This is a genomic window from Synergistaceae bacterium (genome assembly GCA_012728235.1).
In the GTDB taxonomy this organism is placed as follows: domain Bacteria; phylum Synergistota; class Synergistia; order Synergistales; family Synergistaceae; genus JAAYFL01.
Genome location: JAAYFL010000078.1, coordinates 1 through 14,208, shown reverse-complemented (window position 1 = coordinate 14,208; position 14,208 = coordinate 1). Strand labels below are relative to the sequence as shown.

Here is a 14,208-nt window from a genome sequence, read left to right as displayed (position 1 = left end):
TATTCTATAATAGCTGGTGGATAAATGAAGTGACATCGCTAGACCCCAAGATACGCTCCGTGTTAAATGATTTCAGAAGTCTTTATAACGAAAACTGTCCGGATCCAGACATTAAAAGAGCGATACTTGCATATGATGCGGTAATGTGGATTGCGGCTTCTTTATATCAAGCTTCGGGCTACAGAGGAGAGGCTGTAAGGCACGCAATGCTCTCAACTAGGAATTTTCCTCTTTCTCATGCAACGCTTACAATGGACCCAAGGACACATGGCCCGTTAAACAAAGCAATGTCTTTGATTAACTGCGATAAAGGCAAAGGTGTATTCCAAAAGAGGATTAGACTGGAGCAATCAGACCAGTAAATATCAAGTCAATTTTTTTGTGAATGGAGTTGTTCGTAGGTCCATAAAAAAAATTACCAACAGACTGGAAGAACGGTTCGTCGACTATTGGTCGGAATCAAAGGATAAGGATTGCATTTGGTGGTTGGGCGAGTGGTGGTCGTGGGATCGACTCAACAATCTCGCTTTAGATTGCGAGGGCAAATTAAGAGCTGCCGGATTTAAAAAAGGGCAGAGAATCGCCATGATTATGCCAAACTCGCCAATGGTCTTTGCTATTTCCATTGCTGTTTGGCGCCTGGGTGGAGCTGTCGCTCCACTGAATGTGAGAACAGGGATTCCCAATCTTGTCGACACGGTGAGGATATTAGACGTCAACGCCGTATTTATATATGAAGATAAATTGGAACACGCAATAGATTTTAAAAAACTTCTGACAACACCGGTGCTCCCTGCAAGCACTGACAAACCTCTGCAAGAAGTAGTCATGAGACAGGGAGCCATTGAAACAGAGGATTTGGCTGTTATCTTTTCAACGTCTGGAACGTCTGGAAATCCTAAAGCAGTTTCCTGTACACATACAAACATTATGTCTAATATCGATGACGCAGTGGAGGCCGCTCCCAGCTTAATAACGAAGGATACAGTATTCCTTAATGTTCTGCCGAATTTTCACACACTTGGTTTTAACACGACGGGGCTTATGGCAGTGTTGAATGGAGTGAAACAAGTTGTATTGCCAAGTTTTGTTCCTGTGGAAAATACAATAAAAGCCATAGAAGCTGGTGGAGTAAACACAATTATAGCAGTGCCTACCCTTATGGGCTTTCTGCTGGGTTACCTTGCAGCCAAAAATGAAAAACTAACGGGAGTTAGGACTATTATCTCCGGTGGAGACAAGCTTAACTTAGATTTGGATAGAAGAGCTCAAGAGTACATGGGGGTAGGGATTTTGGAAGGATACGGCCTTACAGAATGTTCTCCTATAGTTTCTTTTAACTCGTCTTATGAGAGTAGAAAATTGGGAACGGTCGGACGCAAGTTTAAGTCTTTTGAAATACAAATCAGAGATAGAGATGGAAAAGTTATTGATCTGCATGAAGAGGGAGTTTTATGGTTAAAGGGTCCCTCCGTCGTCAGTGAGTACTATCGGGATGAAAAAAGCACGCAAGAGCGTTTTGACGATGGTTGGTTCAATAGCGGCGATGTCGTGAGAATAGATGAAGATGGGTTCATTAATATCGTTGACAGAGCAACAGATATTATAATAGTGACAGGTTTTAACGTTTACCCTCAAGAAGTTGAGGCGATACTTTGTAGTCATCCAGCTGTAAAAGATGCGGTTGTGGTTGGAGAGAAAAATAAAGTCGCGGGCGAAATAGCCAAAGCTTTCATAATATTAAATGAAGGAATGGCAGCAACGCCGAAAGAGCTCATGCTTTACTGCAAAGAGCGTATGGCACATTACAAAGTTCCACGCAAAATAGCAATAGTCACAGAATACCCGGTTTCACCGGCGGGGAAAGTGCTGAGAAGAGAACTTAGAAAAATAAATATTGCCAGATAGTGACTATTTTGGGGATAATGTTATTATGCATTAAAAAACAGAGAGAATTTGTGTAGAGTTATGATGTAAATATAAAGATCTGATAATATACAAAAATGACAAAAACTTACGGAGATGTTGATATGCCAAAACTTGATGAATTAACGAGGCTAGAAGAAAGATTTACGGAGGCTTGGAGAGGCAGAGAAAATGAAAATTGCCTCTGGTGGCAGGGAGAATGGTGGTCGTGGAATAGATTAAACGACCTTGCCATTGACTGTGAAAACAAGCTGAAGAATTCAGGCTTTCAAAAGGGACAGAGGATAGTTGTTATACTCCCAAATTCCCCGATGATTTTTGCTCTTTCAGTTGCGGCATGGAGATTAAAAGGTTCTATAGCTCCTTTAAATGGTAGAGTGGGAATGACGAACATTGTCGATACGGTAAAGCTGTTGGATCCCCATTCAATGTTAACCACCGAAGAATTCTCCAATAGTGCAAAGGATACGTTTGATGCAATTGGAGTGCCTATTGTCCCCATAAAGCCGGATGCCCCTCTCAATGAGTGGAAGGGGAGAATGGGCCTTGAAATTTCCGAAGATTACGCCGTAGAATTTGCTACATCAGGAACGACCGGCAACCCTAAGGCGGTGGGCTGTCTTCACTCAAACATAATTGACAACATAAAAATGATTCCCATACAGGTTCCGGGGTTGCTTGATTCCTCTTCAATTTTCCTAAACGTACTGCCAAATTTCCATACTTTCGGCAACAACGTAGCCGGTTTGTTGCCCTTGCTAACCGGTGTGCGTCAAGTTGTAGTGCCAAGCTTTTTGCCAGTCGACACTACAATCGATGCGATGAGACAGTCTGGCTGCAACGTCATAATAGGCGTTCCCACCGTTATGTCATTTTTGATTGGCACTCTTGCGAAAAAAGAAGAACGGTTGGAGAACATGCACTTTGTGATGTCCGGAGGAGATAGGCTCAACGTACAGATGGACGAACGAAGCAAAAAAGTTTTGGGTGTGGGGATCATAGAGGGGTACGGACTTACGGAATGCTCTCCTGTCGTGGCATGTTCACACAGCCAAGAAACGAAAAAACTTGGCACGGTCGGTCCCTGTTTAAAAAGCTATGAACTGCGCATAACGGACAGAGAGGGGAAACCACTCGGACTGCATGAAGAAGGTGTTCTTTGGGTAAAAGGCCCCTCAGTCGCTCCTGGCTATTTCAGAGATCCCGAAAACACCAAAGCTCGTTATGACGGAGAGTGGTTCAATACGGGAGACGTTGTGCAGATAGATGAAGAAGGTTATATCAAAATAGTAGACCGAGCGACAGACATTATTATAGTTGGCGGATTCAACGTCTATCCTCAAGAAGTAGAAGAAGTGTTGTGTGGACATCCTGCGGTACATTCAGCTGTTGCCGTTGGAGAGAAGAGCAGAATCTCAGGGGAACAGGTTAAAGCTTTTGTCATATTAAAAGAAAATTCTGAGGTAGATGCCAAAGAATTAAAGAGCTTCTGCAAGGAGCGTTTGGCTCACTACAAGGTGCCGCGCAAGATTGGGTTCGTGGAAGAATATCCTCTCTCGCCGGCCGGCAAAATATTACGCCGCGAACTTCGCAAAGTAAAAATCTAAAATACAGCCTAAACATACAAAAAGGGAGATGAAAATATTTTTATCTCCCTTTTATTTTTTGTCATTCTATTTAAACTTAGTTCCAATCAACCATTTTACCTGGGTTGAGAATATTTTGAGGGTCAAAAGCAAGTTTGACTCTTTTGATTAACTCAATCTGGCTTTCATCCATAAAATATTTCATGTAGCCTTTACGCTTAAATCCAATGCCATGTTCGCCGGATAGAGTTCCGCCCATGTCAAGAACCTTAGGATACAATTCACACTGCACTGTGGTTAGCACATCATGCCAATCTGTCGTCTCCGGAGCGATAATCGAGCAGTGCATGTTTCCGTCTCCTGCGTGGCCGTAAGCACTCCATTCCAGCTTATGAGAAGTGCAAATCTCTTCTATTGCCTCCAACAAAGCAGGCACTTTGTCTGTTGGGACGACGAGGTCTTCCTTTGTGTACTTTGTGTAGGAAGTGGAAACCGCTTCCGCTATGGACTTTCTCGCCTGCCACACTCTGTCTTTCGTGCTTCTAGTGTCCGCAACATAGACTTCATATGCACCATGTTTTTGAGAAAGTTTGCCAATTTTTTCGTATATTTTTTCAAGCTGTTCCATATCGTTGTCTTCTAGCTCGATTATTAAAACTGCACCAGCTTCTCCTGCCGGAACTTCAGTGTTAAGGTATTTCTTAACCAGACTTAACGCTTTTTTATCCATAAATTCGATTGAAGAAGGGATTAATCCTCCTTCTTTTACAATCTGAGGCACAAAAGCTATTGCAGTCGCAGTGTCCTTGAATGCGGCAAGAAGGTCGACTGAGTAGCGAGAAAGTGGAAGAAGTTTTAACACAGCTTTCGTTATTACTCCCAAAACTCCCTCAGAACCGACCATGAGTTGAACAAAATTAAAGCCTGTAGCGTCCTTTAATCTTTTGCCGCCAAACCACGTTATTGAACCGTCAGGCAGAACAACTTCCAAAGCAAGAACTTGAGCTCCTGGGGCTCCATATTTAATTACTTTGTTCCCCCCGGCATTTTCTGCGATGTTGCCCCCAATATAGGATGAGTCTCCGCTGCAAGGGTCTCCGGCATAAAAGAGATTATTCTCTGTCGCCATAGCTGTAATTTCAGATGTTACGACTCCAGGTTCAACCGTTATAGTCAAGTTCTTATGGTCAAGCTCAAGAAGCTTATTCATTTTTTCGAAGCTCATCACTATTCCGCCATGGACAGGAAGAGCTCCGCCAGATAGACCTGTGCCTGCTCCGCGAGGAGTAACCGGAACTTTGTGTTTCGAAGCTATTTTCATTATCGAAGAGACATGCTCTGTTGTTTCCGGAAAGACCAGAACTTCGGCAGAGTACTCTCTGCCATAAAAATTGCTGGGTACTTCGTCGCGAGAATATGTTGCACATTTATCTTTATCCGTAGAAACATTGTTGCTGCATATAGCAGAAACAAGTTCGTTTATTACTGTTTCATCAACTCTGCCATATGTAAAAAGATTAGCCATAAAACATTCCTCATTTCAGTTTTTCTAGATAAGTATTTTAACATAAATAATTATACAAATATTCAGATATAATAGCATATTGTAAGAGAAGCTCTAATGTAAAAAGGCTGACTAAAAAGCGTTTTTTAGGTAAAGACTTTATAATCGTTTTTGTGTTGGAAATAAAATTTTTTCTCATATATCTTTTTCAAAAAGAAATTCGATATTAAAGTTACAAGAACAGAGCCGTATTATTAAATATGTATTTAACCGAGCAGGGTGAAATAGTTGAAGGCAGTTAAAACACCACAAGTGAGTGGAAGCAATATAAATATTGTCCAAGAAATGCTGCTGTTAGCATTTTTTATAACCTCACTATTCATTAAATTTATAGCATTTCAATACGGCATGTCAAAAAGCTTTTTTATATCAAAACAGCTCTTAGCTTTGCTATCCTCTTTTTCTATTATCACCATATTTTTTGTAACTGTTTCACTTTGTCATCGCAAGGCAAGGCTATATGTAGCAATTATTTTAGACGTATTGCTAACTATCCTTATATTGACTGATATCCTACATTTACGGTACTATTCGGATCTTTTTACTTTTAATAATATTGGGCTTATCAACCAGATAGGCGAGATTTCCGAGTCGGTTTTTGCACTTATTCGCTGCTCAGATTTGCTGTATTTTTTAGATATTCCTTTGATTATTTTGTTTATATTTTTAAATAAAAAGTCAGAGAGAAAAACTGAGCTCAACAGCATTACTCTCAAGCGTTTAATAGCATCTCTTTTTCTTATATTTCTTAGCTTTTACTTTGTTTCGTTGCATATAAGGACATACAACAAAAAAGTGCCGGGAGCTCTGAATTCCATGTGGGATAGAGTTGCGGTTTGTAGCAATGTGGGAGCTCCGACATATCATGTCGCTGATCTTTTAAACGTGTTGAGAGAAAATTTATTTAAAGAGAGATTATCTGAACATGAAAGGGAAGAAATAGTGAGCTGGTTTGAGAGCAACAAAAATAGTTCAAACATAAAGGAACACCCCCTCTTTGGGATTGCAAAGAATAAAAACCTGATAATCATTCAAGCAGAATCTCTTCAGCAGTTCGTCATAAATCTAAAAGTAAATGGAGTTCCCGTGACGCCCAATCTGAATGATTTTCTAAAAGAATCTGTTTATTTTTCAAGAACATACGACCAAACAGGATTGGGGAACAGCTCTGACGCAGAATTTTTATCCAATATCGGTTTGTACCCGTCATCCTCCGGTGTCGCTTTTACTCGTTTTGCTTCAAACAGATACAATGCTCTCCCAAAAGTATTGGAAGACAACGGCTATTTCCCCATCGCCTTGCATGGAGACAGACCGAGTTTCTGGAACAGAGAACGCATGTATTCAAGTATAGGTTTTAGAAAATACATAAGCAAAAGAGATTTCGATCTGGATGAGATTATAGGCATGGGATTAAGCGACAGAAGTTTCTTTGCACAGACTGCCTCAATTTTGGAAAATACACCCAAGCCATTCTATGCATTTTTAGTAACTCTCAGCAGTCATTACCCCTTTAACTATCCTCCTCTCATTGCTCAATCGAAGTTGGATGTCGGCGAATTTGGCAACACACTTGTAGGGAATTATCTAAAAAGCATGAATTATTTAGATGAACAGTTCGGCATGTTCTTGGATGAACTTAAGAAAAAAGGGCTTCTGAAATCTTCCGTGATTGTTATATATGGAGATCACACTGCTGTGCCAAAATGGGATGCAGCAAACTTAGAAAAACTTCTGGGAAAAGACTTAAAAAGTGCTCACTCTTGGCGAGACCTTCTAAAAGTGCCTTTAATAATAAGAACTCCGGACCCGAATTCCGTTAAATTTATGAACAGTGAGAGAGCTGTCGGTCTCATTGATTTGCCAAAAAGCGTAGCTCTTCTTCTTGGAGTAGAATATCACTACGGTTTTGGGAAAAATATTTTTGAAGACAATAAAGAGCCAGTTGTTTTTCGTAACGGTTCATATATATATGACTTTGCATATATAGAACCTTCGTTTAAAAAGGCCGTTGATTTAAGAAATGGACAAATATTAGAATACTCGCGTTTTCGGGAAATAAGTAAAGAAGCAGCAAAAGAGCTTGCATACAATGATAAAATATTGGCTCACGACTTGATTCCTTCGATATATGAAAGAACAAAAGAAGAATAGAGTTGAAGATATCTTCTTCTGTGTAAAGTCACTGTTGTCAAAAGGAGATTGTGAGATGTATATGTTATTTGGGAGGAATAATATATGGATAAATTAACTGTTACAAACTTTGTTTATTGGGCAATTTGGTGGGGATGGTGGATAGTTCAGTTTACTCTCTACCTTCTGACTGCATTGCTTATCTGTGACGGTATATATCAAATAATTGTTAGCATAAGAGGTTTCTGGAATCAGAAACAGCTACCACCGGCAAAAAGATACAGAAAATTTGTTGCCTTAATTCCGGCACATAATGAAGCTCAGGTCATCGCGCCTCTCTTGGATAGCCTTGCAATGCAGAATTATCCAAAAAATTGCTACGAGGTTTATGTCTCCTGTGACAATTGTAGCGACAATACGGCAGATATAGTTCGCTCTCACAATGCCGTGGCTCTGGAACGATATGATGATACTCAAAACGGAAAGACGTGGAACGTCCGTTGGGCGTTGACACAGCTCCCTATGGAGAAGTTTGATGCTCTTGCCATGTTTGATGCAGACAATGTTGTAGACGAAAACTTTCTCTTTAATATGAATAACTACATGGAAATGCATCCCGGTGCTGAGGCAATACAGGGTGTTTTAGATGTAAAAAACCCAGATGACAACTGGCTGACACGATCTTATGCCATCGCATACTGGTTTTCAAATCGCTTTTGGCAGCTGGCAAGAGGCCTTTGGGGGCTTTCCTGCACCTTGGGTGGGACAGGGCTTGTGATAAGAGCGGCCACTCTTGAGAGAATAGGCTGGAATCTTGAAAGTCTAACAGAAGACCTTGAGATGTCTACTCGTTTAATTCTTTCCGGCAGTAAGGTCAATTGGAATGATGCCGCGATAATTTATGACGAGAAGCCTCAGGACTTAACCGTGTCAAAAAAACAGAGAACAAGGTGGATGCAGGGACATTATTGGGTGTTTTGGAAGTATGGGTGGAGTGCTTTAAAGTCTTTTTTTGTAACAAGAAAGTTGCAGTACCTTGACTTGTTTCTCTACTTGCTTGCTCCGGCGAAATCTTGTTTGGGCATAATAATTCTATTGGCCGGTATGGCTTATACTATTATAAATAACGTAATTTTATTTCCGACCATATCAAGCGGAACGCCTCAAACAATGATGGGGTGGATTCTGTTTTTCGGATTTCCTCTCTTCTCAATTGCCGCTTTTTGCTTGTTGTGTGTCATTATTGGGCCGTCAATGCATGAGAAAAAACTTACTTTCCGCTACGTGAAAGATACTTTTTCATATTTGTGGTTTGGGCTCACTTGGATTCCAATTCTGTTTAAAGCGATGTTTCTTGCAAAAAATCAGGATACATGGGTGAAAACGGAGCACACAAGAAATATGCATTTGAGCGAAGTTTCTAAGTAAGCAATTATTAACATGACGTTTGAATGGAGGTGCCAAAAATAAAAACACAGTTCTCCCTGTTGAGCAAAAGACGTTTCCTGCCGCTTTTCTTGACTCAATTTTTAGGCGCCTTCAACGATAACCTTTTTAAAAGCGCGCTCGTTATTCTTATAACTTTTCGCTTGGCGGAACAAAATGGAATGAATGCGCAGATACTTATAACAGTAGTGGCAGGTCTATTTATTTTGCCTTTTTTCCTGTTTTCGGCGACAGCTGGCCAGCTCGCTGACAAATACGAAAAATCATTCTTAATAAGAATAGTTAAATTTGTAGAAATTATTTTAATGTGTATGACGGCAGTGGCATTCCAATATCTAAATTTATTTGCGCTGGTCATCTTGCTTTTCTTTATGGGTGCTCAGTCCGCTTTTTTTGGACCTCTAAAATACAGCATACTTCCCCAACATTTGGAAGAAGATGAACTTGTTGCGGGAAACGGACTGGTCAGTGCCGGTACTTATATTGCAATATTGACTGGAACTCTTTTTGGTGGATTGCTAATATTGCATTCTTTCGGTCGCGTTATTATCTCTACCGGAGTCGTTTCAGTGGCGGTTTTAGGTTTTATAACGAGCCTCTTCATTCCAAAAGCTTTACCCCCTGATCCGGAAGTTAAGATTGATTGGAATATTCCGAAAGCGACATGGGAGATAATTTCCTACGTAAAAGTCATTAAGCCCGTTTTTCGCTCCATACTCGGTATAAGTTGGTTTTGGTTTTTGGGTGCGGTTTTTCTGGCTCAATTTCCGACATTTGCAAAAGACGTACTAGGAGGAAACGAACAAGTTTCGACACTGTTTTTAATAGTTTTTTCTGTTGGAGTCGGATTTGGTTCTACTATTTGCAACAGGATATTAAAGGGGCGGATTTCCATGAAGCTTGTTGCTCCCGCATGCGTAGGTCTTTCTTTATCTACCTTATTGCTGTATACTTTTTCCCTTCTCTTTAAAAAGGGAGACTCTCTTGTCGGAGCACTGGTTTTTCTGCAAGATTATATGTCGTGGGGGATAGTGCTGAGCCTCTTCTTACTTGCCGCTTTCGGTGGTATATATAGCGTGCCGATGTACGCATTAATGCAGTCAAAATGCCCCGAGGAACATAGGGCAAGATCTGTTGCTGTTTTGAATATTACAGACTCATTTGCCATGGTTCTTTCAGCTTTTTTTGTGACCGGATTACTTTTTATGGAGATGAGTATAATTAATATTTTCTTGGTGTTGGGAATAATGAACCTTTTCGTAACACCTTTATTGAGCAGAATGGTAGGTGCTTACGTTGATTGATGGTTTTAATATAAGAGAAAAGATAATAAAGGCTTGCCTCTTGTTGTTAGACAAGGGGCTTGTCAAGGGAACAGGTGGCAATGTCAGTGTCAGAACAAAAGAGGGCTTCCTTATTACGCCGAGCGGAATAGATTATGGAGTGCTCTCAATTAGTGACATCGTAGAACTAAATATGGATGGAGACGTAGTAAAGGGAGAACGAGTTCCGTCTGTTGAAAAAGAACTACATCGAATGATTTTTGCTGCTCGTAAAGACGTAAACGCAATAGTGCATACACATCCAATCTATACCACCTCGGTAGCTGCCACAAGAAAAGATATGTATCCTTTAACAGATAATCAGGTCGTGCTTTTCGGTGGAAGCATTAAAACGGCAAACTATGCTCCCATAGGCTCTAAGGAATTAGCAGAGAATGTATTAGAAGCTCTTGGAGACGGCGGAGCTGCTCTAATGTCAAATCATGGAGCAGTTTGTGTCGGCGAGACATTGCAGGAAGCTATGTTTAGGTCTGAAATGCTGGAGGATTTTGCCAAGATATTCATTCTTGCTAAAAAAGCAGGAGGGGGAGTCCCCTTAACAGACACAGAAATATACGAAATAAAAACTGAAGTAAAAGAAAAATACGGCCAAAAGGAGTATAATAAATAGCAGATAATAGGTTGTATAATTAATCTGCATAGTAATTCGGGGAGCTTGTACACAGGCTGAGAGGAAGTTCTAAACTTCGACCCTAGACCTGATTTGGATAATGCCAACGTAGGAAACATTAAATTAAAATTTAGTGAGAGCGCCTACAAGGTGGCTCTCATTTTTTGTTTATTTTTGTTTTTATCAATAAACTTAAAAATATTTATATAGTAAGGGAGTAGAAAGAAATGGAAAAAACATTATTTAGTGAAATATTGGAAGATGTTCGTCATAGAGCTCCGGTTGTGCACTGTATAACCAATTACGTCACAGTAAATGACTGTGCCAACGTTCTCCTTGCTTGCGGAGCATCTCCCATAATGGCAGACGATGAAGATGAAGTAGAGGATATTACAAAACTGTCATCTGCCCTTAATCTCAATATCGGAACGTTAAATAAAAGAACTGTTAAGTCTATGTATAAAGCTGCAAAAGTAGCCAACGAGATAGACATTCCAGTCATTTTGGATCCCGTTGGAGCGGGTGCTTCTGCTCTTAGAACAGAGACCGCGTTAAATTTAATTTCTGACATAAAAATTTCTGTCATTCGTGGGAACATGTCTGAAATACGTGCTTTGGCAAGGGGTTACGGACTTACTAGAGGCGTTGACGTAAATGTCAAAGACATCGTAACAGAGAGTAATCTTGTTGAATCTGTTGAGTTCGCAAAGGAATTGAGCAAAAAACTGAATGTCGTTATAGCTGCAACAGGAGCAATAGATGTGATAGCTGATTCAAAGGGTGCTTACATAGTCAGAAACGGAGTAGAGATGCTATCCAGAATCACCGGTAGCGGTTGTATGCTAAGTGCGCTTACTGCAGCTTTTTGCTCGTCAAATAAAACGAGACTTAAAGAAGCTTCAACAGCTTCAGTCCTTCTTATGGGGATATCAGGCGAAATTGCATATCGTCGCATGATAGCAACAAAAGCCGGCCATGGGCTTTTCCCCTCTTACCTAATTGACGAAATAGGAAAAGCAGATACTTCAACTTTTATTGAGGGTATGAAAGTTGACTTTCAGTAGAGAGCAACTGCTTCTTTATGCGATAACAGATCGTAGATGGAGCGATAAAGATTCGTTTTTTCTTCAAATTGAAGAGGCTCTCAGAGGTGGCATTACAATGTTGCAGCTGAGAGAAAAAAACTTGAGCACAGATGATTATGTAGATTTAGCAAAGAGGGTAAGAGGCTTAGTTTCAAAATACAAGGTGCCATTCATTGTCAATGATTCTCTTGAAGCAGCCTTGTTATCCGGAGCTGATGGGGTACACATGGGACAAGTTGATAATATTCCCAGTGACATCAGAGACAAAGTAGGCAATGACAAAATATTAGGTTTGTCTGCTGGTAGCGTGAGAGAAGCTCTCAAAGCAGAGGAGATGGGTGCCAGCTATATAGGAGTAGGTGCGGTTTTCAATACTTCCACAAAAGGCGATGCAAAGCGAGTGGAGCTTCCACTTCTTAAAGAGATATCTGCCTCCGTGTCCATACCGATTGTCGCTATCGGCGGCATAAACGAAAACAATATATTGGAGTTGGAAGGGAGCGGAATTGCAGGCGTTTCTATAATTTCAGCAATTTTTGCACAAAAGGATGTTTTTTCTGCCGCTGCACGATTTAAGGCATTGGCTGAAAAGATAATACTAAATTAAGCGGAGGGCATATTATGAAAAAAGTTCTCACAATAGCCGGTTCTGATTGTAGTGGTGGCGCCGGCATACAAGCTGATCTAAAAACCATGACAGCGCATAAGGTCTACGGCATGAGCGTAATTACGGCTCTTACCGCACAAAACACAACCGGAGTGCAGGGGATTTTCGACGCATCACCGGATTTTATAGAGCTGCAAATAGATTCTGTTTTTCAGGATATAAGGCCTGATGCCGTAAAAATAGGAATGGTTTCTTCTGTAGATACAATAAAGTCAATTGCAAAAAAATTAAAAGAATATGACGCAAAACACATAGTAGTTGACCCTGTAATGGTTTCTACGAGTGGCAGCAGATTGCTAAGCCCTGATGCAATTACAACTCTAAAAGAAGAGCTGTTTCCACTTGCAGAGGTGATAACACCTAATATGGCTGAAGCTGCGGTTCTCTGCAATTTTAAAGTAGAGAATAAAGAGGAAATGCTGAAAGCCGGTTTGTTAATATCCAAAGAGAGCGGAGTAGCTGTGCTGATAAAAGGCGGTCATCTGTTGGATTCAGCTGATGATTTACTTTGTAACAGTAAGGGTGAGACATTTTGGTTTTTATCTCCACACATTGATAATCCAAATATTCACGGAACGGGGTGTACTCTTTCTACAGCAATAGCATGTAGTTTGGCTAATGGATTAAGTATGGAAGAGAGTATCGCGAAAGCCAAACTATACATAAAAGGTGCTATTGAATCAGGTCTTGATATCGGTAGTGGTAGAGGCCCTCTGAATCACGGCTACGCAATATCTACCAGTCTCGATTAAAGTTTTTCTTGCTAAGTACATTTTTAAATGGTTTATCGAGAGTTTAAAAACGGCTCAACTATAACGTATATCAGGATTTACGTCGTTTCTTTTAATCTAGAGGTTGATACATATTAAATTAGAACATATAATATGCATTTGAATCTATTGATTCAAAGACACATGTACAGATTCGCATAAGGATAAAGAAGGAGGACTCATAAATGGCTAAAGCAGTAGTCGATCAGGATGCTTGCATCGGATGTGAAGCTTGTGTGGGCGTTTGCCCTACGGAAGCAATTACTGTTACCGACGGGAAAGCTTTTGTTGACCCAGACGGATGCGTAGAGTGCGGCGCTTGCGTAGCAACTTGCCCCGTTTCCGCTATATCCCAGTAATTTTTTAATCTAAACCAAAAGGATAAAATATTAGTAAAACTATCGAAGCCATTTCACAACGTATTTTCGAATACGATTGCGAAATGGCTTCCTAATTTTTAAAGACAAACTTTCATTTTTATCTATTTTTGTTATAAAATAACTCCGGTAATTTTAGTTGGAATAATAAATTCAGGAGAGCCTTGGGCTCCTGCTGCCACTTCATATTTATCAAAACAGACAACAAGGCTTCCCTCGTCATTTATATAAAAATTTTGATCCTCTTTTATTTTTTTAAACTCATCTTGCGAACCTCTCTCAACCCAAAACATTCCATTTTCCTTGTTATTTATGCGCTTCATTTCCGTCCTTATATATTTGCTTATTTTCTGGACATAGTTAGGTTGTTTTTTTAATAATTCCTTGAGTGTAACGAGTTTCCCGCTATCTCTGAGAAAAGTATAAAATTCATGTTTCGTAGATGATGATCCAACGATATTGAGTAGATAGTGATCAAAAGCTAGGATTTTTTCGTTGTTTGTTTTGACTATGACATCAGATATAAGAGCGAAGTGTCCCTCTGTTTTCGAGGTTTTGTTCGTTTCTTCAACAACATAATTCTCATACTCCGAAATGGCGGCTTTTGCTTTCACTCTAAAGTTGTGATTTAGCTCATTCTCGTTTTTTTTGTCAGCCAGACCTCTAATCAGAGGAGTAACTATCTTTGCTTCAAATCCATC

Annotated in this window: 13 protein-coding genes and 1 riboswitch; of the genes, 11 read left to right on the top strand and 2 right to left on the bottom strand. The window is 40.2% G+C overall.

The window, feature by feature from the left end; translation table 11 throughout:
* The first annotated feature begins 29 nt into the window (after positions 1–29).
* From GXZ13_05565 to GXZ13_05555, 3 genes are all read left to right on the top strand, one after another.
* Entirely contained in the window at positions 30–362 is a 333-nt protein-coding gene (locus GXZ13_05565) for a hypothetical protein (protein NLX75281.1), read from the top strand.
* Positions 363–414: 52 nt separating this feature from the next.
* Complete coding sequence (locus GXZ13_05560) at positions 415–1,908, top strand: long-chain fatty acid--CoA ligase (GenBank protein ID NLX75280.1); 1,494 nt, start codon at positions 415–417, stop codon at positions 1,906–1,908.
* 122 nt (positions 1,909–2,030) lie between these two features.
* Entirely contained in the window at positions 2,031–3,533 is a 1,503-nt protein-coding gene (locus tag GXZ13_05555; protein ID NLX75279.1) for a long-chain fatty acid--CoA ligase, read from the top strand.
* A gap of 76 nt (positions 3,534–3,609) precedes the next feature.
* Here GXZ13_05555 and GXZ13_05550 read toward each other — a convergent pair whose 3' ends face one another.
* Positions 3,610–5,037 carry an FAD-binding protein gene (locus GXZ13_05550; GenBank protein NLX75278.1) on the bottom strand — a complete coding sequence of 476 codons (1,428 nt, stop codon included), beginning with the start codon at positions 5,035–5,037 and terminating at the stop codon, positions 3,610–3,612.
* Between the two features lie 267 nt (positions 5,038–5,304).
* Between GXZ13_05550 and GXZ13_05545 the strand changes: the two genes are divergently transcribed.
* From GXZ13_05545 to GXZ13_05510, 8 genes are all read left to right on the top strand, one after another.
* The gene (locus tag GXZ13_05545) at positions 5,305–7,230 is read left to right on the top strand and encodes an LTA synthase family protein (protein NLX75277.1); all 1,926 of its coding nucleotides are present in this window, start codon (positions 5,305–5,307) and stop codon (positions 7,228–7,230) included.
* Between the two features lie 84 nt (positions 7,231–7,314).
* A complete protein-coding gene (locus tag GXZ13_05540; GenBank protein NLX75276.1) occupies positions 7,315–8,637 on the top strand; it encodes a glycosyltransferase family 2 protein in 1,323 nt (440 codons plus the stop codon).
* A 59-nt stretch (positions 8,638–8,696) separates the two neighbouring features.
* Positions 8,697–9,959: an MFS transporter gene (locus GXZ13_05535; GenBank protein NLX75275.1), complete on the top strand. Its 1,263-nt coding sequence runs from the start codon at positions 8,697–8,699 to the stop codon at positions 9,957–9,959.
* Positions 9,943–10,608 carry a class II aldolase/adducin family protein gene (locus GXZ13_05530; GenBank protein ID NLX75274.1) on the top strand — a complete coding sequence of 222 codons (666 nt, stop codon included), beginning with the start codon at positions 9,943–9,945 and terminating at the stop codon, positions 10,606–10,608. The genes GXZ13_05535 and GXZ13_05530 overlap by 17 nt, the downstream gene beginning before the upstream one ends.
* Positions 10,609–10,635: 27 nt before the next feature.
* Positions 10,636–10,741: riboswitch (TPP riboswitch) on the top strand.
* Positions 10,742–10,835: 94 nt separating this feature from the next.
* Positions 10,836–11,672 carry a hydroxyethylthiazole kinase gene (thiM, locus tag GXZ13_05525; GenBank protein ID NLX75273.1) on the top strand — a complete coding sequence of 279 codons (837 nt, stop codon included), beginning with the start codon at positions 10,836–10,838 and terminating at the stop codon, positions 11,670–11,672.
* A complete protein-coding gene (gene thiE, locus GXZ13_05520; GenBank protein NLX75272.1) occupies positions 11,659–12,300 on the top strand; it encodes a thiamine phosphate synthase in 642 nt (213 codons plus the stop codon). The genes thiM and thiE overlap by 14 nt, the downstream gene beginning before the upstream one ends.
* 14 nt (positions 12,301–12,314) lie before the next feature.
* On the top strand, positions 12,315–13,112 hold the full coding sequence (gene thiD, locus GXZ13_05515) for a bifunctional hydroxymethylpyrimidine kinase/phosphomethylpyrimidine kinase (GenBank protein ID NLX75271.1): 798 nt from the start codon (positions 12,315–12,317) through the stop codon (positions 13,110–13,112).
* Positions 13,113–13,315: 203 nt separating this feature from the next.
* Complete coding sequence (locus tag GXZ13_05510) at positions 13,316–13,489, top strand: 4Fe-4S binding protein (GenBank protein ID NLX75270.1); 174 nt, start codon at positions 13,316–13,318, stop codon at positions 13,487–13,489.
* A 131-nt stretch (positions 13,490–13,620) separates the two neighbouring features.
* Here the strand turns inward: GXZ13_05510 and GXZ13_05505 are convergent.
* A partial coding sequence (locus tag GXZ13_05505) for a DUF3298 and DUF4163 domain-containing protein (GenBank protein ID NLX75269.1) occupies positions 13,621–14,208 on the bottom strand: 588 nt, incomplete at its 5' end.